The following is a 22,450-nucleotide window of genomic DNA, read 5'->3' as shown; positions in this document are numbered from 1 at the left end:
TCAGCCGGCCTTCCGGATGAGCGCGAGGATCTCGCTCCGCAGCTCGGCGAACTGCGGGAGCGCGCGGGAGGCGATCTGGTCGCGCTCCTCCCCCAGATCGATGTCGATGATCCGGGTCACGCGCGCGGGGCGCTCGCCGAGCACGATGACGCGGTCGGAGAGGTACACGGCCTCGTCGATGTCGTGCGTGACGACGACGATCGTCATGCCGAATTGCTCGCGCACGCGCAGGCAGAGGTCTTCGAGTTCGAAGCGGGTCTGCGCGTCGACGGAAGCGAACGGCTCATCCATCACGAGCACCTCGGGGCGGTAGGCGATCGCACGTGCGATGGCGACGCGCTGCTGCATGCCGCCGGAGAGCTGCCAGGGGTACTTCGCACAGGCGCCCGCGAGGCCGACGGCGGCGAGCGCCTGTGCGATGCGCTCCTCCCGCTCGGCTGCGGGGAGACGGAGGTGGCGGAGCGGGAGGCGCACGTTCTTCTCGACCGTGAGCCACGGCATGAGGGAGCGCGTGTACTCCTGGAAGACGAGCGCCATCTCCTCGGGCGGGCCGTCGATCAGCTCGCCGTCGATCCGCGCGGCGCCCGAGGAGATCGACTGCAGCCCGGTGAGGCACTTCAGGAGCGTCGTCTTGCCGATCCCGGAGGGGCCGACGATGCAGGCGATCTCGCCCGCACGGACGTCGAAGGTGAGATCGGCGATCACGGGGACACCGCCGCGCTTCGTCTCGTAGGTCTTGGCGAGGCCCTGGACGCTGAGCCTCACGGGCGCGTCGCTGAGCGCGATCCTGGTCATAGATTCTTCTCCTGCTGTTGCGATGCGATGTACCAGCGCAGCACGCTGCGCCGGAGGAGGGTGAAGAGGGCCGTCGTCGCGTAGCCGATGACCCCGAGCGTGAGGATGCCGGCCCACATGTCCGCGATGGCGAAGGACTGCTGGGCGAGGAGCGTCCACGCGCCGAGCCCCGTCGACGATCCGAGCATCTCGCTCGCGATCATCACGACGAACGCGGTGATGAGGCCCACCTGCATCCCCGAGAGGATGCGCGGGCTCGCGGCGGGAAGGGTGACCGCGAAGACGCGGTCGACCCAGCCGATCCGGTAGACGCGGGTCACCATGCCGAGCGTCTCGTCGGCGCCGCGGATTCCGTCGATCGTCGAGATGAGCACGGGGAACAGCGCGGCGAGCGTGATCGAGATGATGCGCGTCTCGTTCCCGAAGCCGATGAGCGACACGAAGATCGGCACGAGTGCGACGGGCGGGATCGCCCGGAAGAAGTGGACCGTCGGTTCGACGAACCAGGCGAGCGGGCGCACGAGGCCGAGCGCCGCGCCGAGCAGCACGCCGATGGCGCTCGCGAGTGCGAAGGACAGCAGCAGGTTGCCGAGCGAGGAGCCCACGTCGAGCCAGAACTTCGGCGTCTGCGCGACGGCGAGGAGCCGCTCGAGAATCGTCTGCAGCGGCGGGAAGAATGCGTTGCTGGAACCGGCCGAGGCGAACCACCAGGTCGCGAGCAGCGCGATCGGCACGAGGATCTCCGCGGCGATGAGCACCCCGCGCGGGACGCCGAGCCCAGGCTGGCGCCGCGCCGCGCGGGTGCGCGTGGGGATGGAAGAGGTGAAGACCATCAGGGGCGCTCCGTTCGGTACTGGGGGTGCCAGTGCAGCAGGCGGCGCTCGCCCCACTGGCTCAGCCCCTGGAAGACGAGCCCGAGGGTGCCGAGCAGCAGTACGTAGGCGAACAGCTGCTCCTGGTTGCCCGTGAGCTGGGACAGCAACAGGCTCTGGCCGAGCCCGGGGCCGCCGCCGAGCAGCCCGGCGACGACGGCGACGATGAGCGCGGTGGGCGCGGCGACGCGCACGGCCGTGCCGATGTAGGGCAGCGCGCTCGGGAGCACGATGCGGGCGAGGATCTCGGCCCGGCCCATGCCGTAGGAGCGGCCCGTCGCCCGCGCGACGGGGTCGGTGTCGAATACCCCGGCGGCCGTCTGCACGGCGATCGCCACGAAGCAGCCGAACGCGACGAGGAAGATCCCCATCCCCGCCGTCGGGCCGAGCACGAGGGCGACGACGGGGAGGATCACGATCGGCGGGATCGGTTTCAGGAACTCGAGGGGCACGCGCGTGGCGTGCATCGCGAGCGGGGAGACGCCGATGCCGACGCCGAGGAGGACGCCTGCGGCGACGGCGATCGCGAGCCCGCTGAGCGCCATGAGCAGGGTGTCCCCGATCGCGGTCCACACCTCGGCGGTGCCGAGGAGGCGGAGGAGCGCCGAGAGCGCCTCCCCCGCCGTCGGCAGCGGCGAGCCCGCGAGCGGACCGGCGGTCGCGGCGAGCTGCCAGGCGGCGAGCGCGACGAGGACGCCGAGCGCGCCGGTCCCGGCGCGGAGCAGTGATGCGCGGTGCATGGGTGGGTCTCGTCTGCTCCGCTACTCGGAGACGATGACGCCGTCGAGATCGAGCGGCGCGGGCAGGAAGCCGAGCGCGGCCATCTTCTCGTTCGGGCGGGCGAGGTCCTCGGGCAGCACGGCCCCGGGCCAGACAGGCACCTTCACATCGGCGATCGCGAGCGGCGAGTCCGTCGCGTCGAGCCCGGCCTGGATCGCCTCGTCCGGGTGGGCAGTCGCGTACGCGTTCGACTTCACGATGGCGCGCTGGAACGCCGCGACGGCATCGGCCTTGCGCTCGAGCGTCTGCGCGCCGGTCACCCAGAGGCCCGTCGCACCGGTCTCGAAGAAGCCGATCGAGGGGGCGGCGAGCTGGCGTGCCCCGGCCGTCTCCGCCTCGCTCGTGAACGGGCTCACGAGACCGGCGGCGTCCACCTTGCCGCTCTCGAGCGCCGAGACAGCCGAGGTGAAGTCGAGCACCACCCAGTTCACGCCCGTGGCGGGGTCGATGCCCGCGTCCTCGAGCTCGCCGGCGATCACCACCTCCAACTGCGCGTTGCGGGCGGGCACGGCGATCGTCTTCCCGGCGAGATCCGCGACCCGCTCGATGCCGCTGCCCACGGCGGCGAAGAGCCCCGTGTCGTCGAACGCCGCGGACTCCGCGTCGGCGACGGGCTCGGCCGGGTAGCCGTCGGCAGCGCCGACGACGCGGAGCTCGACGCCCTGGCTGAGCGCGTTCAGGAGCGGGATGCTCGGCGAGTAGGCGATGTCGACCTGGCCGCCCTGCGCGGCAGCGAGGCCGGCGGGCGGATTGGCCACGATCGAGGTCTCGATATCGAGCCCCTCCTCCGCGAAGAAGCCCTGCGCGATCCCCGTGAGGAGGCTGCCATCGGAGGTCAGCCCGATCGTCGCGACGCGCAGCGTCTGCGTGCCACCCCCGGCGCCAGCGCCCGCACCGGAGCCCTCGCCCGAGCCCGAGGAGGCGGCCGAGCAGCCGGCGAGGGCGAGGGCCGCTGCGGCGACGAGCGCCGCGGCCCGCAGCGTCCGAGTACGTGTGTTCATGGGTCGACTCCTTCGTCGCTCCGGGGTCGGCTCGGACGAGCCGCCACGATTTAAAATCACCAAACGGTGACTAAAGAATATGCCCCGCACCCGCGCCCGAAGATCACAGGGTGATAACGTTTAATCACCAGTTGGAGATTTTCGGGGCGCTCCCCGCCCGCAGCGCCCCGGCTCTCCTAGGATCGAGTCACCAGGGAGGTGCGGAGATGCCCAAGATTGTCGATCACGACGAGCGGCGCGCGGAGATCGTGCAGGCGGTGACGCGGATCATCATCCGGGACGGCTTCGACCGGGTCACCATGCGCGGGATCGCCGCGGAGATCGGGTACGCCCACGGCGCGCTCGCGCGCTACTTCCCCGACAAGAAGAGCCTCCTCACCGCGGCGTACCTGCAGGTGTTCAACACCTCCCACGCGGAGACGCTCCGCCGCGTGGGCGGCATCCGCGGCCTCGATGCACTCCGGGAGATGTCGCACGTGCTCCTCCCCTTCGCGGGGATCGGCGCCGAGAAGTCGCGCGTCGTGCTCTCGTTCTGGGACCGCGCGGCGCAGGACGAGGCCCTCCGCGAGATCCACACCGAGGCGATCGTGCGCCGCCGCGGGCTCATCCGGCGCTTCCTCACCGAGGCCGCGGAGGACGGCGAACTCCGCGCCGACCTCGACCTCGAGATCGCGATCGAGGAGGTCTCCGCGCGGAACGCCGGGTGGCAGATGCTCGCCGTCCTCGTGCCGGACGCGGCGAGCGACGAGAAGCTCAGCGCGAGCCTCGAAGCCCTGCTCGACAGCTTCCGCCCCTGCGAGGCCCGCGCATGACGGGCGACGCGCCACAGCACCGCCACGCCTGCTGCGCGCCAGCGCGCGATGCGCTCGGGCAGGACGACCCGCCGCCCCGCGACGCCACCGCTGCCACAGCTTTCCCGCCGGCACCCCCGCGGCCGGCCGGCCATGCAGGCCCCCCGGCGGGCCACGCAGGCGCCCCGGCGGGCCACGCAGGCGCCCCGGCCGGCCGCGCGCGGCACGAGATCGCGCAGTGCCGAGTGCCGGCCCTCAGCTTCACCATGGGGGACGCGCAGGGCGACGGGCTCGCCGCGGACGGCGAGCGCCCGCTCCACGAGGTCACGCTCGACGCCTTCGAGATCGACGCGACCGCCGTGACCACCGCGCAGTTCGCCCGCTTCGCCGCCGAGACCGGCTACGTGAGTGACGCTGAGCGCTTCGGCGTCTCCGCCGTGTTCCACCTCCTCGTCGACGCCCCGAGCGAAGCGATCGTCGGCCCCGTCCCCGGGGTGCCGTGGTGGATCTCGGTGCGCGGCGCCGACTTTCGCACCCCCGCGGGCCCGGCCTCGCACGCGGCCCAGGCTGACCCCTCCCACCCGGCCGTCCACATCAGCTGGCACGACGCCCAGGCCTACTGCGCCTGGGCGGGACGCAGGCTCCCCACCGAGGCGGAGTGGGAGGCCGCGTCCCGGGGCGGCATCGACGGCGCGCGATTCCCCTGGGGCGATGCCCCGATCGACGGCAGCGACGGGGTGTGGCGGGCGAACGTGTGGCAGGGTACCTTCCCCGCGCACAATTCCGCGGCGGACGGCTGGATCGGCACCGCGCCCGCCGCGCACTACGCACCGAACGGCTATGGACTCTTCCAGACCGTGGGGAACGTGTGGGAGTGGTGCGCCGACGGCTTCGCCGCCGACGCGTACGAGCGCCACGTGGCGCACGACCCGCGCGGCCCCGCGACGGCGCGCGAGCGCGTGCTGCGCGGCGGCAGCTACCTCTGCCATCCGTCGTACTGCAACCGCTTCCGCAACGCCGGGCGCTCGCGGAACACGCCGGACTCGACGATGGGCAACGCGGGGTTCCGCACGGTCTCGCTCCGCGAGGACCCCCGCCGCCCCCTGCTCCCGCTCCGGGCGCTCGGCGACTAGCCGGGCCCGGAGCAGGAACGGCTAGCGCTCGCCCGCGAGGATGAAGCGCGCGCCCTGCTCGCCGATCAGCACGGCGGGGGCGTTCGTGTTGCCCGTGGTGACGCGCGGCATGATCGACGCATCGACCACCCGGAGTCCCGCGACGCCGTGCACCGCAAGCCTGGGCGAGACGACGGCGAGCTCGTCGACGCCCATCTTGCAGGTGCCGACCTGGTGGTGGTACGTCGCGACGGTGCGACGCACGTACTCGACGAGGTCGTCGCCGTCGCCCACCTCGGGGCCCGGGTACACCTCGGTCGCGCCCCAACCGCCGTCGGCCGCGGAAGCGGCGAGCGCGGGCTGCCGCCCGATGGACCGGCACTGGCGCACGGACGCGACGAGGGAGGCCACGTCGTCGTCGTGGCCGAGCGCGTCGAGGTCGATCTCGATCGGGTCGTCGGCCCCCGGCCCGGAGAGCGTGATCGCGCCGCGCGCCTGCGGCGTGACGAGCCCCGCCATGAGCGAGAAGCCGTCGCCGCTTCGCGGCTCCAGGCTCTCCCCGTACATGGGCACCGAGAAGTTGATGGGCTGCGTGTCGGGCCGGTCGAGCTCGGGCCGGCTCTTCCAGAACAGGTGGGTCTGCGTCACCGAGACGCCGGACTGCGGCGGGCCGACCGGGGTCTCCGTCTCGAAGATGACCGGCGAGAGCAAGTGGTCGTGGAGGTTCTTCCCCACCCCGGGGAGGTCGACGCGGGGCTCGATGCCGACGCCGCGCAGCTCCTCGGCGGGCCCGATCCCCGAGCGGAGCAGCACGCGCGGGGAGTCGATCGCCCCGGCGGCGAGCACGACCTCATCGGCGAACAGCTCGCGCGTCTCGCCCGCCTGGGTCACGCGGACCCCGATCACCCGCGGCTCCGCGCCGGGCTCCTGATCCGCGGCGAACAGAAGCTCGTCCACGCGCACGCCCACCTCGACGGTCACGCGATCCCGCACCGGCTTGAGATAGGCCATGTAGGTGTTCAGCCGTTCCCCGTCGCGCACGGTGATCTGCTGCTGGGAGATGCCCTCGAGCGAGGCCCCGTTGTAGTCGGGATTGTGCGCGAGGCCCTCCTGCACGCCGGCGTCGATGATGGACTGCTGGATCGGCGAGAGCGCGTAGTCGTCGGTGACGTCGAGCAGGCCGTCCCCGCCGCGCAGCTCTGAGGCACCGCCCGAGAAGCGCTCGATGTCGCGGTACACGGGCAGCACGTCGTTCCAGGCCCACCCCGGGTTGCCGAGTGCGGCCCAGTGGTCGAAGTCCTGGGGAGCGCAGCGCACCCAGATCATCGCGTTCAGCGCGTGCGAGCCGCCGAGCACCTTGCCGCGCGGCAGGTGCATGCGCCGCCCCGCGGCGCCCGGCTGCGGCGTCGTGAAGTAGTCCCAGTCGTCGGCGCTGTGCCACAGCTCCCCCATGCGGCTGAGGTCATGGATCGCGGGGTTCGTGTCCTCGCCGCCCGCCTCGAGCACGGTGACCTCGACACCGGCATCTGCGAGCCGCCGAGCGATGACGGAGCCGGCAGAACCGGCGCCGACCACGATGACGCTCCGCGGGCGGGGATGAGCAGGGGACTGAGCCGACATGGGGATCCTCTCCAACGCGGCGCCGTCGCACGCGTTTCCACTCTGAGGCTCGCACGCTCCGCGAGCGGCGCACGAGCGGCGGCGGCGAGGCCTGCCCGGAGAGTCAAGCGGCGTGCAGCCCGCGACAAGCCGCGCACCCGGCCGCCGCGCAGGTTTTTTCGTCTACAATGGAGGATATCCGACGCCGGCGAGAGGACAGGGCATGCCCAAAATCATCGATCACGATCAGCGTCGCGCCGAAATCGTAGACGTGACCTGGCAGTTGATCGTCGAGGGCGGGATCGAGGCGGCGACCATGCGCGAGATCGCGAGCCGCGCCGGCTTCGCGAACGGCGCGCTGAAGCACTACTTCAGCGGGAAGGATCAGATCATCCAGGGCGCGTACGAGCGCTCGCTCACGAGCCTCGGCGAGCGGCTCCTCGCGCACGTCGGCGATGCGCGCGGGATCGCGGCGCTCGAGATGTTCATGCGCTTCACCCTGCCCATCGAGCAGGGTGACGCGACCGCGGCCCGAGTGCTCCTCTCGTTCTGGGAGCGCTGCGCATTCAGCTCCGAGCTCGCGGGCGGCTACGACGCGCACCTCGACAGCTGGAAGGCGGGCTGCCTCCGTTACCTCGCGGAGGGCCGCGCCGACGGCGAGATCCGTTCCCCCCGCTCCGACGAGCAGCTCGCCGATGAGATCATCATGATGAACATCGGCGCGACCGTGATCCGCGTGGTGAGCCCGGATCGCTTGAACGCGGAGACGCTCAACGGCCAGGTCACCGACTTCATCGCGCGCCTGCGCCGCGCGGAGTAGGGTCCGCGACGCCGCTCACGCCGCTCCCGCGGCCTCAGCCGCTCCCCTGCGGCGCCCGGAACGCGAGCAGACGCGCGGGGGTGTCGACCATGATCCGCTCGATCGCTCGCTCGGAGACGCCGAACTCCGCGAGGGTCGGCACGAAGTGCTCCAGGATGTAGCCGTAGCCGTGCCCGCCCGCACTGCGCAGCTGCACCCGCTGGCACACGTCCCCGCCGAGCACGAGCTGATCGCCCCAGCCGTCGGCGACGAGCTCGGCGAAGCCGCGGGCCACCCCGCGGTCCGTGAACGGGAAGAGCGTGCCCCACGGGCTCCCCGTGGTGCCGAGGAAGTCCGCTTCGACGCTCGCGCCCCGCGCGAGCAATCGACGCGCGAGGTCCATGTCGTCGGCGATCGTGCCCGCGTGCCCGAAGATCACGCCCCGGGGATCCGCGCCGGCCTCCTCGAGCACGTCGAGCACCCGGAGCTTCTCCTCACCGAAACCCCCCATGTGCAGCGTGATCGGCGCGCCCGTGAGCGCGGCGGCACGGCCGGCGGCCCGCACGCTGCGCAGCTCAGCCGGGTGCACCGGCGCCCCCTCAGCCCCGACCTCGCCGATGATCCCCGCGCGGATGCCCGTGCCGTCGGCGCCGAGCACGAGGTCGGCGACGATTTCCGCGACGAGCTCGTCGTCCGAGCGCTCCGCGAAGTCGCGCGGGTGGAGATCCCGCTGATACCAGCCGCACCCCATCACGACGGCGAGCCCGGTCGCAGCGCTGAGCCGCGTGAGCGCGCCCGGATCGCGCCCCACCCCGGCGGATGTCACCTCCACGATCGCGCCACCGCCCTGCGCCACGAAGTCCGCGAGCTCGGCGTGCATCTCCGCGGGGTCGCCGAGCACATCGTTCGCGGTGTTCACCCGCCCCTGCCGCACGGCCGCGAGGTTCGCGAGCGTGAGGGGCTCCTCGGCCGTAGGCCCCCATTCGCCGGGCCGCGGATTCGGCGAGTGCGCCGGGCGCCGAATATCGAGGAACACGTGCTCGTGCATGAGGGTGACCCCGAGCGCTTCGGGCGGCACCGGGCCGCGCACGGTCTGCACGAGGCCCGAGCGGTCCGGGATCGCGATCTCCTCGAGCGGGATCGTCCGCCGCGCCCCGCTCACGCGGCGACGCCGTTCGCGGGAGACTGCACGGAGAGGAAACGGGCGAGCGTGGACCCGCCGACCGCCGTGAGCAGCCCGGGCGGGGCGCCGAGCCGCGCGAGATAGGGCAGGAACTGCTGGTGCACGAACTCGAGCCCCGCACCGCCCCACGCCCCGAGACGGTGCTTGTGCCGGATCCGCGCGCTCAGCACCACCGCGCCGCCGAGCCCCCGGGCCTCCGCGCGCAGCACTGCGAGCGCGACGTCGTGGTCCGAGACCACCGTGCGCACGCTCGGGATCCGGCCCAGCTCGTCGAAGCAGAGCACCGCTCCGCGCTCCTCGGCGAGATCGAGGAGCGCGTCGAAGCGCGCCGGGTCGACACCCACTCCGGGGACGCCGGGCGCGTGCTCGGCGGCGACCAGGCCGCCCGCACCCGTGACGAGGACCCGAGTTCCGGGCAGGCCCGCCGCGGCGATCCGGTCGAGCGCGACGCGGAGCTCGCCGAGGCTCGCCGCTGGCGCGAGGCCGAGCGGGATCCCGGCCGCAGCCGCCGCGTGGGCGGCGCGAGCGCAGCCCGCGGGGTCGCCGGGCGGAACCGCACCGACGACGCCCGTTCCGTCGGGCGCCGCGCCGCCCAGCGGCAGCTCGCCGCGCACGATGGCCACGCCGCTCTCCTCGCTCAGCCGGGTGAGCGAGGAGGCGCGGTCGGAATCCGCATCCTCCGGATCACCGGGCTCCGACTCGGCGAGCGCCACCAGGAGCGGCCGCCCGGAGCCGTTGGCCGACGCTGCGAAGCTCCGGAGCGCCCCGTCCGCCTCCCCCGGCCCGAGCGTCTCGTCGTCATGATTCGCCGCCCCGAGCTGCAGCGCGCCGAGCCGCTCGATCGACACGGGGGCGCGCGCGAACGCGACCGCGCTCGCGGGGAGCCCCGCGTTCCCCCGCTCCGGGCGAGCGGCGCGCAGGAGCGGCTCGTTCGCGAGCGCCGCCCCCACCGAGGCGGGGTCGAGCGGCCCGGAGACCGTGCGGATGGCCGCGCTGGCGGGCGGCGGAACGCGGGGCGACACGGCGCTAGACCGCCGTCGCGACGAGCACGCGCGGGCTGCCCGGGAGCGCGACCAGGCGGTCGACCGCCCACCCGGTCTCCGCGAGCCAGGCCTCGACCTCGGCGATCGGGTACACGACCGTGCCGTCAATGTTGAAGTACTCGCCGGCGTGGAGCGCGTCGATCGCGCGCTGGCTCGGCTCGGCGTCGAGGAAGAAGTCGAGCAGCATCAGGGTGGCGCCCGCCTCCGCGGCCCCGCGCGCCGCAGCGAGGATCGCGCGGTTCTGCGCCGCGTCGAAGCGGTGGAGCACGTGCGTGAGCAGCACGAGATCGTGCGCGCCGCCGGGCTCAGTGCTCTCCGTGGCCCCCTCCTCGACGCTCACGCGGGCGGAGAAGCCCGCGCGCTCCGCCTCGGCGGCGATCGATTCGGTGAAGCCCGGGGCGTAGACGAAGCGTGTGGTGAGCTCGGGGTTCTGCGCCATCGCCGCGAAGGAGAAGCCCGCGGCGAGACCGCCGAAGTCGAGCGCGCTGCGGAAGCCCGAGAAATCGAACGCCGCGCCGAACTGCTCGGCGTGGAGCGCGTTGTAGGTCATCACACCGGCCATGAAGTCGGCCCATCCCGCCTCGTCGAGCTCGAGCGTGCCCGCCTCGTCGGTGTCGACCGTGCGCCCGTAGCCGAGCCACTGCCGGTAGCTGATGTCGTCGAGGAACGCGATGAACGGGGAGAGGTCGACGGAGCCGCCGCCCGCGAGGTACTGCTCGGCGTCGGGCGCGAGGCGGTACTCCCCCGCACGGCGCTCGAGCAGCCCGAGCCCGTTCATCGCGTCGGCGAGCGTGCGCACCTGGCGTTCCGAGTGCTGCGTCGCCTCCGCGAGTGCGGGAAGGTCGCGGGGGCCGTCCGCGAGGGCCCGGAACAGGCCGATCCGCGCAGCGGCGGCGAGCTGCTTGGCGCCCATGAAGCCGATCGCGATGTCGACAATGCGTGAGGGGGTAGCGGTCATGACGGAGTCCTTCGCTGTCGTGGCCGCCCGCGATGCACGGGACGGCAGTGTCCGAGTAGTGCCACCCGAGATTCTACGAACGTAGACAGACAAAGTCCAGCGCCTGCGTCGTTTATTTTCTACTAACATAGAAAAACAATCGGCGCTTCGCCGCTCCATCGAAAGGTCACGCAATGACGCTCGCCGCACACCACTTCCCCGCTCCCCACGATGCCCCCGACGCCCCGCCGGTGGTACTCCTCCACGGCTTCGCCTCCTCCGCGGAGGCCGACTTCCTCACCCCGGGCTGGGCGGACGCCCTCGGCGCCGCGGGGCGCGCCGTCATCGCGATCGACCTCCCGGGCCACGGCGCGAGCCCCGCGCTCACGGGAGCGACCGATGCGCGCACGGGTGCCGTGCTCGACGCGATCAGCGACGCGATCGGCGCGGCGCTCGGCGCCGCAGGCGAGCCGAAGGGGGCCGTCGACGTAATCGGCTACTCGCTCGGGGGGCGGCTCGCGTGGGACCTCCCGGCGCGGGGTCCGCGGATCCGCCGGATGGTGCTCGGCGGCGTGAGCCCGGCCGAGCCCTTCGCGGCGATCGATCCGGCCGAACTCGCCGCGGCGCTCGGCGGCGCAGCCGCGAGCCACCCGCTCATCGGCATGATGGCGGGCATGATCTCCGCGCCCGGCCAGGACACGGCATCGCTCGCGCGGTTGATCGCGGGCCTCGGCGCCGAACCCTTCGCTCCGACGCAGCACGCGCCCGCTATCCCCACGCTCCTCGTGGCCGGCGGCGCCGATCCGATGGCGGCGGGCGCCGAGGCCCTGCTCGACGCACTCCCGCAGGGCGCGATGACGACCGTTCCCGGCGACCACCGCGGCGCGCTCGACAGCCCGGAGTTCCGCTCCGCCGCGATCGAGTTCCTCGCGGGCTGAGCCGCGGGCGCCCCGGCGCGCGGCGCACCGCGAGCCGGGGCGCCCGGACTCCGGGCGCCCGAACTCAGGGCGCCCGGACTCAGGGCGCCCAGATCCCGTCGGCCCGCACCTCGCGGTCGAGCCAGAGCTCGGCGGTGAGCTCGCGGATCCGACCTGCTCCCTCCCGCTCGAGCAGCGCGATGGCGCCGAGATTGTCGTCGAGCTGCGCCACGCGCGACGCCCCGAAGAGCACGTTCGCGGTCGCGGGATTCGCGAGGCAGAACGCGAGCCCGAGCTGGGCCGGCGTCGCGCCGAGCTCCTGGGCGATGCGCGCCACCTCGGGGAAGGCGGCGACGATCCGCTCGCGGATCCCGCCGACGTCGGCCCCGATCTTCCGCGCGGGCGCGAGCTTCCCCACGAGGATCCCGCCCTCGAACGCGTCCGAGGCTTGGAGCGCGAGCACCCCGTCCGCAAACCAGCGCCCGTAGAACTCCCCCTCGGCCATGCTGCGCCGCACGAGCCCGTACTTCAACTGCGCGAAGCTCGGCGGCGTGAGCCCCTCGCGCGCCGCCGTGTCGAGCGCCGTGCGGAGGGCCTCGGCCGGCCAGTTGTTGACCCCCCAGCTCGCGAAGCTGCCGCGGTCGATCTCCGCCTGCACGTCGCGCACGACCTGAGCGATATTCACCTCGCCCATGAAGTCGCCGATGACGACGGTCTCGAACGATTCCGGGCCGCCGCGCCCCGCGCCGATGCGGTCGAGGGAGACGCGCATCTGCTCGGCGAAGCCGGTCTGCGGATACTCCCAGAGCCACAGCTTGCCGCACAGCTGGTAGTCACCGCGCGCGAGACCGAGGTCGCGGAGCGCCTCCCCGAAGAGGAGGTCCGTGCGCGACGCCTCGGCGTGCGGGCCCATGTTGTAGTACGCCACGTCGAAGAACGCCGCGCCCGCGTTGAGCGCGCGCTCGATGAGCGCGCGGCGATCCGGCGCGTCCATCCGATCCCAGATGTTCCAGGAGCCGAGCGCGAACACGGGCACCTCCGGCCCGCCCGGCCCGAGCCGTCGCCGCGGCACGACCCCGCCCCGCATCGTTTCCTCAGCCCCGCCGCGCGGGCCACCCCTCTGCTCAGTCATCGCCGCCTCCTTGCTGGCGCCGGCCGGCGGGAGTCTCCCCGCCCGGCCCGCTTCTTTATTTTCTACGATCGTATAATATAAGTCGCGCGCCCTCCAGACCCGCGGGCGCGGAACCCGACGAAGGAGTCACCGTGACCACACCGCGCACCATCCTCATCACCGGCGGCGCCGGCGGCATCGGCCAGGGCATCGCCCGCGCCTTCCGCGCCGCGGGCGACCGCGTCATCCTCGCCGATCGCGACGGATCGGCGGTCGCCGCAGCGGCGGAGCGCCTCTCCGCCGACGCCGCGGGCCCCGCGGCCACCTCCCGCGCGCTCGACATCACGGATCCCGGCACAGTCGACGCGGTGTTCGCAGAGCTCGCCTCGACGGGCGGCGTCGACGTGCTCGTGAACAACGCGGGCATCCTGTCCGTGCACGGCACCGTGACGGAGCTCGACCCCGAGGCGTACCGCGCGATCCTCGACGTCAATGTGCTCGGCACCTTCGCGATGACCCAGGCCTTCGCCCGGCACCGGATCGCCCGAGGCGGGGGCGGAGCGATCGTGAACATCTCCTCGATCGGCGGGCGCCAGCCCACGCCGGGCATGGGCGCCTACGAATCGAGCAAGGCCGCGGTCGACTCGCTCACGCGCTGGGCCGCGATCGAGCTCGCCGAGCACCACATCCGCGTGAACGCGGTCGCGCCCGGCCCCGTGCTCACGCCGATGCTCGAGGAGGCGATGCCCGCAGGCTCCCCGGCGCGCGCCGCGTGGGCGACGCGGATCCCGCTCGGCGACCTCGCGCGCGTGGACGACATCGCCCCGGCCGTACTGTATCTCGCGGGAGCGGGCGCCGCGCACATCACGGGCGTGAGCCTTCCGGTCGACGGAGGCCAGCTCCTCACCTAGCCCCGGCGCCCCGGCGGAGCGCAGCCGCGCGCACGCTCCGCTCCGCCGGGGCCGGAACCCGCGAGCGATCGAAGACCACCCGCCCGTCGAGGAGCGTGAGGTCGACCGCCACCTCGGGCAGGCCCGCCGCCCCCACGGCGAAGGGATCCCGCTCGAGCACCACGAGGTCGGCGACCTTGCCCGCCTCGACCGTGCCCTTCCACGCGGCCGCGCGATCCTGCTCCGCCGCGCGCGCGGTGTAGCAGCGCAGCAGCTCCTGCAGCCGCGCGGCGCGCGCAGCGGGATCGGCCGCACCGCCCGTCGCCAGGATGCGCGCCTCGGCGTCGGCGATGCCGCGCCGCCAATCAAAATCGAGCACGGGTGCGTCCGAGGAGAGCACGAGCACCCCCGCGGCGAGCGCACGGTCGAGCGGCCAGGCCGCGCCCGCCGCCTCTGCGCCGAGCACTCCCGCGAGCCACTCCCCCGTGCGCGCCGCGATTCCGGCCTGGGTGTTGAGCCACACCCCGAGCTTGGCCATGCGCGCGACCTGCTCGGGCGTCGCCAGATCACCGTGGATGATCACGTGGCCGAGTTCGCGGACGCTCGGCGCGCCCGGCTCGGCGGCCGCCTCGGCGAACGCATCGAGGGCGAGTCCGATCGTGCGGTCGCCGGTCGCGTGCAGCCCGACCTGGAGCCCCGCACGGTGCGCCGCTCGCAGCATCTCGGCGAGCCCGGCGGCCCGCCCCTCGAGCGTCTCGCCGACCACGAGGAGGTCCCCGTGCGTGCCGTCGTCGTAGGCCCGCTCGGTCCACGCCTGGCGGGTGAGCGGGATGAGATCCCCGAAGATCTTCACACCGGGGATCGCGAGCCAGGCGGGATCGCTCGTCCCGGCGAGCGCGGCGTGGGCGCGGACCCCGTCGACCACCGCTTCGGTGCGGCTCGGACCGTCGAGGACGCCGTGGAGGGCGAGCAGCGTGACGCGCTGGCGCAGCTCGCCCGCGGCGGCGAGTTCGCGGTAGACCTCGATCACTTCACTGTGGAAGCTCCCGGTCTCGCCGTCGTCCTCGCCCGGGCCGAGCCCGGGTTCGGTGTAGCTCGTGATGCCGAGCTCCGAGAGCAGCACGCCCGCGCGCTGCACGGCGGCGCGGCGTTCTGCTCGGTCGGAGACGAGGCGCCCATCGACCGCCCCCTCCGGCGCGGGCTCCCCGAAGAGGGTGTGCGGCCAGCGCGCGCCGAGCCATGAGCCGTGCAGGTGGGAGTCGTTGATGCCGGGCAGCACGGCGCGGCCGCCGAGGTCGATCTGGCGCGTGCCCGGCCCCGCCCAGCGCGCGATCTCGGCGTCGGTGCCCACCGCGAGGATGCGCCCGCCCCCGACGGCGAGCGCGGTGGCGCGGCGGTTCGCCGCATCCATGACGTGGACGATGCCGCCCGTCAGCACGATCTCGGCGCGGGCCGATGCGCTCGCGGCCCCCCGGGGACCCGCCTCCGTGTGCGCAGGATGATTCGACATCTGTTCCCCTCCCTGGGACGGACCGGCGGGGAACGGATCGCCCCATCGCACTTATGGTCAACGTGTGTAGAATAAAACCTACACGATCGGCGTACCGGGCAACGAGGCCGCGCCGAATCCCCGGAATGGAGACCTCGATGACGATTCCCACATCCACTCGCGCCGCCGTGCTCACCGCGCACGGCCAGCCCCTCGAGCTGCAGGAGCTCCCCCTCCCCGCCGAGATCGAGCCCGGCGCGGCGCTCGTGCGGATCACCTGCACCACGCTCTGCGGCACCGACATCGAGATCTGGGCCGGAAAGATGAGCTTCCCCGGCATGCTGCCCATGATGCTCGGGCACGAGATGGTCGGCGAGGTGATCGCGGTCGGGGCGGGCACGGTCGACGCGCTCGGCGAGCCCCTGCGCCCGGGCGATCGGATCGGCTGGTCCGAATCGGTCTGCGGCGAGTGCTTCGGGTGCACCGTGCTGCGCCAGCCCGTCGCGTGCACCGCGCGCGGCTACGGCTTCCTCCAGCGCACGGACGCGCCGCCCTACGCGACCGCCGGGCTCGCCGAGTTCGCCTACGTGACGCCCGGCGCGCAGAAACTGCGTCTGCCCGCGGAGGTGAAGGACACCTGGGCCTCGGCCGCGGGGTGCGCGGCGAAGACGGTGCTCCGCGCGTTCGACCGCGCGGGCGGGGTACGCCCCGGCTCCCGCGTCGTCGTGCAGGGCTCGGGAGCGCTCGGCCTCTTCGCGACCGCGGTGGCGAGCATCTCGGGCGCCGCTCAGGTGATCACCGTCGGTGCGCCCCCGGCCCGTCTCGACCTCGCGCGGCGCTTCGGAGCAACGCACACCGTGGACATCTCGGGCGGCTCGGAGGCGACGATCGCGCGCGTGCAGGACCTCACGAGCGGAATGGGCGCGGACCTCGTGCTCGACTTCGCGGGGGCGCCGGGCATCGGTCCCGAGGCCGTCGGCATGGCCGCGCAGCGCGGCACGATCGCGATCGTCGGCTCAACCGGCCCCGCGGGAGACCCCTTCCCGCTCTCGGCGATCATGGGCAAGGAGCTCACGGTCGTCGGCTCGCTGAACGGCGACATCGCCGACTACTTCCGCTCGATCGAGTTCTTCCGCGCATTCGCGGATCGCTTCCCCTGGGACGAGCTGTTCTCGGCGCCCTGCAGTCTCGCCGAGGCCTCGGACCGGATCGCGAACATGCACGAGCTGCGCGAGGTGAAGGCCGTCATCGATCCCCGGTTGCCCTTCGCGGCGTAGCCCGCGCTCCCTCCCATTCCTCCCCCGGCGCCGCTCCGCGCCGCCCCGCAGACCCCGCAGTGAAAGGCACGCAATGACGCACTCCCCCGTCCCCCGCCGACGCATCGGCACGAGCGCTCTCGACACCTCCGTGTTCGCCCTCGGTTCCTGGCACATCTACGATCGGATGCACTTCGAGGACGCCGTCCGGCTCGTGCGCACCGCGCTCGATCGCGGGATCACGCTCTTCGACGTCGGCGTCTACGCCGCCCCGGGCGGACCGCCCGCCTTCACCGACGTGCTCTTCTCGGCGATCGTGCGCGCTGCCGGCGTGCGGCGGGAGGAGTACCAGCTCTCCGAGAAGCTGTGGGTCGAGGGCTGGGATCCGAGCACGGGCTTCCGCACGCAGCTCGACGGTGCGCTCTTCCGAGTCGGTGCGGAGTACGCCGATCTCGTGATCCTCGGCGACCTCCGCCGCGATGACCTCGAGCTGCGGGACATCGTGCGGAACCTCGCGGAGCTCCACGCGGACGGACTCATCCGCGCGTGGGGCGTGAACAACTGGTCGGCGTCGCACATCGCGGCGCTCCGCGACATCGCCGCGGCCGAGGGGGTGCCCGGCCCCGAGATCGCCCAGCTCAAGTACAGCGTCTCCCGCCGCGCGATCCCCGACGGCGAGCCCTTCGCCGAGCTCTTCGCGGCGGGGCTCTCGATGCAGGCCTCGGACGTCATGGAGGGCGGATACCTCGCGGGGAAGACCGCAACGGAGCGGGAGGTGGGCCGCGATCCGGGCGGCATTCGCCAGCGGATCATCGACGACGTGCCGGCGTTCCGTGCACTCGCCGACGAGCTCGGGGCGACGCCCGCGCAGCTCGCGATCGCGTTCACGCTGACGCACCCGGCGACGGCCACGACGCTGTTCGGCGCGTCGAGCGTCGCGCAGCTCGAGGGCAATCTCGGCAGCCTGGAGGTGCTCGAGCGCGTGGGCGCGGAGGAGCTCCGAGCGCGCGTCTTGCCATTCTGGGCTGACCGCGGCCTCGTCGATCCGGAAGGCCCCTGAGCATGACGACGCACGAGCCCACCCCCGGCGCCGCGCTCGCCCCGGTGCCCTTCGATCCCGAGATCGCCCCCGTGCTCGCAGCGCTCGCGGCCGCGGATGCCCCGCCGCTGTCCGCGGAGACTCTCCCGGGGATGCGCGACGGCGGGCCTGCGTTCCCCGACGGCGCCGCCGTCGCCGCGGCGCACGGCATCACCGCGCGCGAGCTCCGCATCCCGGGCCCGCCCGGCACCCCCGCGCTCGAGATCACGGTGTTCGCGCCCGCAGGCCCGCAGCCGCCCCAGGGGCGGGCGATCCTCGTGAACTTCCACGGCGGCGGGATGATCGTGGGGCACCGCTCCTGGGAGCACGGACGCCTCGCCGACCTCGTCGCGCGGCACGACGCCGTGGGCGTCAACGTCGAGTACCGGCTCGCGCCCGAGCATCCGTTCCCCGCGGGCGCCGAGGACACGTACGCCGCGACCTGCTGGGTCGCGGCGAACGCGGCAGAGCTGGGCGGCGACGCCTCGCGGCTCATCGTCATGGGCGGGAGCGCGGGCGGCGGCTTCGCCGCGGCGGTGTCGCTCATGGCGCGCGACCGCCGCGGGCCGGCCATCGCGGGCCAGCTCCTCCTGTGCCCCATGCTCGACAACACGAACACGACGGTGTCGAGCCGGCAATACGACGGCATCGGCACCTGGCCCCGCGAGGCCAACCTGTTCGCGTGGCGCTGCGTGCTCGGCGCGGAGCTCGCGGACTCCCCCGATGCTCCCGCATACGCCGCGCCGAGCCGCGCGGACGACCTGGGCGGCCTGCCGCCCGCGTTCATCGAGGTGGGTGCGGCTGAGATGTTCCGCGACGAGGACACCGCCTATGCGAGCGGGATCTGGGCGAGCGGCGGCGACGCCGAGCTCCACGTCTGGGCGGGCGGGTGCCACGGCTTCGACATGTACGCGCCCGACGCGGAGATCACGCGGGCGGCGCTCGCGAGCCGCGACTCGTGGCTGCGCCGCGTGCTCGCGCGGGGCGCGAAGGCCTCCGGGAGCGACGATGTGTGACCCGCGCGCGGATTCGGGCGGAGCACCGCTCCCCGTTCCCTACGACCCCGAGCTCACCGCGGGCCTCGCGTTCTTCCTCGACCTCGTGGAGCGGATCCCGCTCCGCGCGGACACGATCGAGGCGAACCGCGCCCACTTCGCGACGATCATCCAGCCGATGACGGAGCAGATCGCCGGCCGCGCCGTCGCAGCGGAGGACCGGGTGATTCCGGGACCGGACGGCGCACCGGATGTCGCGGTGACGATCGTCCGGCCCACGGGCGCGGAGCACACCGGGCCGCGGCCCGCCGTGCTCGGCATCCACGGCGGCGGCTACGTGCTCGGCACGCGCTTCTTCGGCACGGGCGAGCTCATCGATCTCGCGGAGCGGTACGGCACCGTCGGGGTGGCGGTCGAGTACCGGCTGGCGCCCGAGCACCCCGCGCCCGCCGCCGCGGAGGACTGCTACGCGGCGCTCCGATGGCTCGCGGAGCACGCGACGGCGCTCGGCGTCGATCCTGCGCGCATCGTCGTCTCCGGCGCCTCGGCGGGCGGGGGCCTTGCGGCCGCAGTGGCGCTGCTCGCCCGGGACCGCGGCGGGCCCGCGCTCGCGGGCCAGCTGCTCAACACGCCCATGCTGGACGACCGGAACGACTCGGTATCGGCGCGCCAGTTCGACGGCTTCGGCGCGTGGGATCGGAACAACAACCACACCGGGTGGACCGCCGCGCTCGGCGCCGATCGCGGCACCGCGCGCGTCGGCGGCGAGCGCGCGCCCGCGCGGTCCGCGCAGCTGGGCGGTCTCCCTCCCGCGTTCATCGAGGTCGGTTCCGCCGAGGTGTTCCGGGACGAGGCCGTGGCGTACGCGGGCCGGATCTGGGCGGCCGGCGGCGACGCGGAGCTCCATGTATGGGCGGGCGCCTATCACGGCTTCACGGGCTTCTCCCCCGAGGCCGAGGTCTCCCGGGCGGCGAACGCCGCGCGGGAGAGCTGGTGGCGCCGGATCCTCGCCCGATGAGCACCGCACGCCCGGCGGGCCGCCCGATGGGGCTCCTGCGCATCACCCTCGTGCTCGGCGCGCTCGAGGCGTTCGGCCCCCTGTCGATGGACCTCTACCTCCCGCAGCTCCCACAGCTCGCCCGGAGCCTCGGCACGAGCGACGCCCTCGCGCAGGCGACCATGTCGGTCTGCATGATCGGCCTCGGCCTCGGGCAGCTCCTCGCCGGCCCGCTGTCCGACCGCTTCGGGCGGAAGCGCCCGCTCGTGATCGGGGTGGTGCTGTTCGCCGTGCTCTCGGCCGTCTGCGCGTGGGCCCCCACGATCGAGGTACTCCTCGCCGCGCGATTCCTGCAGGGGGTGGCGGGCTCCGCCGGCGTGGTGATCTCGCTCGCCGTCGCGCGGGATCTGTTCCACGGCGTCGAGCTCTCGCGCATGCTCTCCCTCCTCGCGCTCGTCACCTCGCTCACCCCGATCATCGCGCCCGTGATCGGCGGCCAGCTCGCGCGGGTGATGGACTGGCGCGGCATCTTCCTCGTGCTCGCGGGGATCGGTGCGGCGCTCGTCGTGGTCGCGCAGTTCGGCCTCCGCGAGACGCGAGCCGCGGCCCCGCAGGAGGGCGGAGCGCTGCGCACCACGCTCGGCCACGCGGGCGCGGTGCTCCGCGATCCCCTCTTCGTCGCGCTCATGGCGGCCGCCTGCCTCGGCGGCGCAGCGTTCTTCTCCTACCTGTCGATGTCGAGCTTCGTGCTCCAGGAGCAGTATGGGCTCACCCCGCAGCTCTTCAGCCTGGTGTTCGCGGTGAACGCGCTCGCGCAGCTCGGCGGCGCCCAGCTGAGCCGCGTGCTCGTGCGCCGGGTGGGCACGACGCGGATGTACCTGATCGGGCAGACCGCGGGGGCGCTCACCGCGCTCGCGCTGTGCGGCGCGACGTTCGCCGGTGCGCCCTCCCCGCTCGTGATCGCGCTGCTCGCCGTCTTCCTCGGGGCGGCCGGGCTTGGCGGCCCGAACGGCACCGCGCTCGCGCTCGGCGGGCACGGTGCACGGGCGGGCACCGCCTCCGCGCTGCTCGGCATGGCGACCTTCACCGCCGGCGCGATCACGGCACCTGCGATTTCGGCGCTCGTCGGCACTTCGGCGCTCACGATGGTCGCGAGCATCGCCGCCGGAGCGCTCGGGGCCGCGCTCGTCGCACTCCTCGTGGTGCGCCGCCGGGCGCCCCGCGAGTGGTCACGCTGAGACAACCGGAGTACCGTCCGAGACAAGCGCGCACGCGGGGCCGCCCCGTAGCCTGAGACCACCTACCGGACTCGAAGTGGAGGATCCATGGAAACCTACGACAGCCTGCTTGCGGCCATCACGCCGAAGGACGGCGAGACCCGCGAGGTCTTCGATCCCGCGACCGGCGAGCTGATCGGCACCGCACCGGTGCAGGACGTGGCGGCGCTCGAGGCGGCGATCGATCGGGCCGAGGCGGCGCAGCCCGCATGGGCCGCGCTCCCCGATGCCGAGCGCAGCGCGATCCTCCACCGCGTCGCCGACGCGATCGAGGCTTCCGCGGAGCCGCTCGCCGAGCTGCTCTCGCGCGAGCAGGGCAAGCCGCTCAACGGCCCGAATGCGCGCTTCGAGGTGGGCGGCTGCGTCGCGTGGACCCGCACGCCCGCCGACACCCCGCTGCCCGTCGAGGTGCTCGTGGACGACGAGTCCGGCTACGCCGAGATGCACTACCGCCCGCTCGGCGTCGTGGGTGCGATCTCGCCTTGGAACTGGCCCATGATGATCTCGATCTGGCAGATCGTGCCCGCGCTCCGCATGGGGAACACCGTCGTGATCAAGCCCGCTGAGACGACCACGCTCTCCGTCGTCGCGCTCGTCGCCGTGATGAACCAGGTGCTGCCCGAGGGCGTGCTGAACATCGTCCCCGGCCCGGGTCGCACGGTCGGCGACGCGCTGACCCGCAGCCCGAAGATCGGCAAGATCATGTTCACGGGCTCCACCCCGGTGGGCAAGCGCATCATCGAGGCCTCGGCCGCGAACGTCACGCGCCTCACGCTCGAGCTCGGCGGCAACGACGCCGGTATCGTGCTCCCGGACGCGGATCCGCAGGCGATCGCGGAGGACCTCTTCTGGGGCGCGTTCATCAACACCGGGCAGACCTGCGCCGCGCTCAAGCGCCTCTACGTGCACGACTCGATCTACGACGCCGTCGTCGAGGAGCTCGCGAAGGTCGCCGCGGCCGTGCCGATGGGCGTCGGTCTCGAGGAGCAGAACGTGCTCGGGCCGCTGCAGAATCGCGCGCAGTTCGACGTCGTCGACCGGCTCGTCGAGTCGGCGAAGGCGTCCGGCGCGCGCGTCGTGCTCGGCGGCGACCCGGATCGCGAGGCCGTCGGCAACTTCTACCCGACGACGCTGATCGCCGACATCGACCCGCACCAGGAGCTCGTGCTCGAGGAGCAGTTCGGCCCGGCGCTGCCGATCATCCGCTACACGGACATCGACGAGGCCGTCGCGCTCGCGAACGAGCTCGAGGTCGGCCTGGGCTCCTCCGTGTGGTCGAGCGACCGCCAGCAGGCCCTCGCCGTCGCCGCGCGCCTGCAGGCCGGCACCACGTGGATCAACTCGCACGGCGGCCTGCACCCGATGATCCCCTTCGGCGGTGCGAAGCAGTCCGGCTACGGCCGCGAGTTCGGCGTCGAGGGCCTGAAGGCCGTCGCCGAGCCGCACGTCATCAGCGGCTAGCTGCCTGACGCTGCCGGGAGATCCCGGCGGAGGGCGCGGCCTGCGGGCCGCGCCCTCGCTCGTTCAC

General features: G+C 73.4%; 21 protein-coding genes. 11 read left to right on the top strand and 10 right to left on the bottom strand.

The window, feature by feature from the left end; genetic code table 11:
- The 4 genes from U874_RS0109315 to U874_RS0109300 are packed head-to-tail and all read right to left on the bottom strand — an operon-like array spanning position 1 to position 3,448.
- Positions 1 to 795: an ABC transporter ATP-binding protein gene (locus U874_RS0109315; protein ID WP_025134276.1), complete on the bottom strand. Its 795-nt coding sequence runs from the start codon at positions 793 to 795 to the stop codon at positions 1 to 3.
- On the bottom strand, positions 792 to 1,628 hold the full coding sequence (locus tag U874_RS0109310) for an ABC transporter permease (RefSeq protein ID WP_025134275.1): 837 nt from the start codon (positions 1,626 to 1,628) through the stop codon (positions 792 to 794). The genes U874_RS0109315 and U874_RS0109310 overlap by 4 nt, the downstream gene beginning before the upstream one ends.
- Complete coding sequence (locus U874_RS0109305; RefSeq protein WP_025134274.1) at positions 1,628 to 2,407, bottom strand: ABC transporter permease; 780 nt, start codon at positions 2,405 to 2,407, stop codon at positions 1,628 to 1,630. The genes U874_RS0109310 and U874_RS0109305 overlap by 1 nt, the downstream gene beginning before the upstream one ends.
- Before the next feature lie 21 nt (positions 2,408 to 2,428).
- Positions 2,429 to 3,448 (bottom strand): ABC transporter substrate-binding protein, encoded by a 1,020-nt coding sequence (locus tag U874_RS0109300; RefSeq protein ID WP_025134273.1) that lies wholly within the window; start codon positions 3,446 to 3,448, stop codon positions 2,429 to 2,431.
- A gap of 206 nt (positions 3,449 to 3,654) precedes the next feature.
- Here U874_RS0109300 and U874_RS0109295 point away from each other — a divergent pair, with 206 nt between their 5' ends.
- Together U874_RS0109295 and U874_RS0109290 are read left to right on the top strand one after the other, a co-directional pair.
- The gene (locus tag U874_RS0109295; RefSeq protein ID WP_025134272.1) at positions 3,655 to 4,260 is read left to right on the top strand and encodes a TetR/AcrR family transcriptional regulator; all 606 of its coding nucleotides are present in this window, start codon (positions 3,655 to 3,657) and stop codon (positions 4,258 to 4,260) included.
- Between the two features lie 224 nt (positions 4,261 to 4,484).
- Entirely contained in the window at positions 4,485 to 5,372 is an 888-nt protein-coding gene (locus U874_RS0109290) for a formylglycine-generating enzyme family protein (RefSeq protein ID WP_025134271.1), read from the top strand.
- A gap of 21 nt (positions 5,373 to 5,393) precedes the next feature.
- Here U874_RS0109290 and U874_RS0109285 read toward each other — a convergent pair whose 3' ends face one another.
- Positions 5,394 to 6,971 (bottom strand): GMC family oxidoreductase, encoded by a 1,578-nt coding sequence (locus tag U874_RS0109285; protein WP_025134270.1) that lies wholly within the window; start codon positions 6,969 to 6,971, stop codon positions 5,394 to 5,396.
- Between the two features lie 202 nt (positions 6,972 to 7,173).
- Between U874_RS0109285 and U874_RS0109280 the strand changes: the two genes are divergently transcribed.
- Positions 7,174 to 7,770, top strand: coding sequence for a TetR/AcrR family transcriptional regulator (locus tag U874_RS0109280; RefSeq protein ID WP_025134269.1), 597 nt, complete (start codon positions 7,174 to 7,176; stop codon positions 7,768 to 7,770).
- A gap of 34 nt (positions 7,771 to 7,804) precedes the next feature.
- Here U874_RS0109280 and U874_RS0109275 read toward each other — a convergent pair whose 3' ends face one another.
- The 3 genes from U874_RS0109275 to U874_RS0109265 are packed head-to-tail and all read right to left on the bottom strand — an operon-like array spanning position 7,805 to position 10,933.
- The gene (locus tag U874_RS0109275) at positions 7,805 to 8,911 is read right to left on the bottom strand and encodes a phosphotriesterase (protein ID WP_025134268.1); all 1,107 of its coding nucleotides are present in this window, start codon (positions 8,909 to 8,911) and stop codon (positions 7,805 to 7,807) included.
- Positions 8,908 to 9,954 (bottom strand): hypothetical protein, encoded by a 1,047-nt coding sequence (locus U874_RS0109270; RefSeq protein WP_025134267.1) that lies wholly within the window; start codon positions 9,952 to 9,954, stop codon positions 8,908 to 8,910. Before U874_RS0109270 ends, U874_RS0109275 begins: the two co-directional genes overlap by 4 nt.
- 4 nt (positions 9,955 to 9,958) lie before the next feature.
- Positions 9,959 to 10,933 carry a methyltransferase dimerization domain-containing protein gene (locus U874_RS0109265; RefSeq protein WP_025134266.1) on the bottom strand — a complete coding sequence of 325 codons (975 nt, stop codon included), beginning with the start codon at positions 10,931 to 10,933 and terminating at the stop codon, positions 9,959 to 9,961.
- A gap of 173 nt (positions 10,934 to 11,106) precedes the next feature.
- On the opposite strand from U874_RS0109265, the gene U874_RS0109260 reads away from it, so the two are divergent.
- Complete coding sequence (locus U874_RS0109260) at positions 11,107 to 11,850, top strand: alpha/beta fold hydrolase (RefSeq protein WP_025134265.1); 744 nt, start codon at positions 11,107 to 11,109, stop codon at positions 11,848 to 11,850.
- A 79-nt stretch (positions 11,851 to 11,929) separates the two neighbouring features.
- Here the strand turns inward: U874_RS0109260 and U874_RS0109255 are convergent, their stop codons facing one another.
- Positions 11,930 to 12,961, bottom strand: coding sequence for an aldo/keto reductase (locus U874_RS0109255; RefSeq protein WP_232755903.1), 1,032 nt, complete (start codon positions 12,959 to 12,961; stop codon positions 11,930 to 11,932).
- 131 nt (positions 12,962 to 13,092) lie between these two features.
- Here U874_RS0109255 and U874_RS0109250 point away from each other — a divergent pair, with 131 nt between their 5' ends.
- A complete protein-coding gene (locus tag U874_RS0109250) occupies positions 13,093 to 13,851 on the top strand; it encodes an SDR family NAD(P)-dependent oxidoreductase (RefSeq protein ID WP_025134263.1) in 759 nt (252 codons plus the stop codon).
- Here U874_RS0109250 and U874_RS0109245 read toward each other — a convergent pair.
- Complete coding sequence (locus U874_RS0109245) at positions 13,844 to 15,340, bottom strand: amidohydrolase (RefSeq protein ID WP_025134262.1); 1,497 nt, start codon at positions 15,338 to 15,340, stop codon at positions 13,844 to 13,846. The two genes, U874_RS0109250 and U874_RS0109245, sit on opposite strands and share 8 nt — an antisense overlap.
- Before the next feature lie 137 nt (positions 15,341 to 15,477).
- Between U874_RS0109245 and U874_RS0109240 the strand changes: the two genes are divergently transcribed.
- From U874_RS0109240 to U874_RS0109215, 6 genes are all read left to right on the top strand, one after another.
- Positions 15,478 to 16,596, top strand: coding sequence for a zinc-binding dehydrogenase (locus U874_RS0109240; RefSeq protein ID WP_025134261.1), 1,119 nt, complete (start codon positions 15,478 to 15,480; stop codon positions 16,594 to 16,596).
- A gap of 73 nt (positions 16,597 to 16,669) precedes the next feature.
- The gene (locus U874_RS0109235; RefSeq protein ID WP_025134260.1) at positions 16,670 to 17,635 is read left to right on the top strand and encodes an aldo/keto reductase; all 966 of its coding nucleotides are present in this window, start codon (positions 16,670 to 16,672) and stop codon (positions 17,633 to 17,635) included.
- 2 nt (positions 17,636 to 17,637) lie between these two features.
- Positions 17,638 to 18,669 carry an alpha/beta hydrolase gene (locus U874_RS0109230; RefSeq protein ID WP_025134259.1) on the top strand — a complete coding sequence of 344 codons (1,032 nt, stop codon included), beginning with the start codon at positions 17,638 to 17,640 and terminating at the stop codon, positions 18,667 to 18,669.
- Positions 18,662 to 19,666 carry an alpha/beta hydrolase gene (locus U874_RS0109225; RefSeq protein WP_025134258.1) on the top strand — a complete coding sequence of 335 codons (1,005 nt, stop codon included), beginning with the start codon at positions 18,662 to 18,664 and terminating at the stop codon, positions 19,664 to 19,666. The genes U874_RS0109230 and U874_RS0109225 overlap by 8 nt, the downstream gene beginning before the upstream one ends.
- Positions 19,663 to 20,883 (top strand): multidrug effflux MFS transporter, encoded by a 1,221-nt coding sequence (locus U874_RS0109220; protein ID WP_232755902.1) that lies wholly within the window; start codon positions 19,663 to 19,665, stop codon positions 20,881 to 20,883. Before U874_RS0109225 ends, U874_RS0109220 begins: the two co-directional genes overlap by 4 nt.
- 87 nt (positions 20,884 to 20,970) lie before the next feature.
- Entirely contained in the window at positions 20,971 to 22,383 is a 1,413-nt protein-coding gene (locus U874_RS0109215) for an aldehyde dehydrogenase family protein (RefSeq protein WP_025134256.1), read from the top strand.
- The last annotated feature ends 67 nt before the right edge of the window (positions 22,384 to 22,450 follow it).

It is taken from the genome of Leucobacter sp. PH1c (assembly GCF_000633415.1).
In the GTDB taxonomy this organism is placed as follows: domain Bacteria; phylum Actinomycetota; class Actinomycetes; order Actinomycetales; family Microbacteriaceae; genus Leucobacter.
Note: the sequence above shows the minus strand (reverse complement) of the source record. Positions and strands in the feature narration are given on the sequence as shown.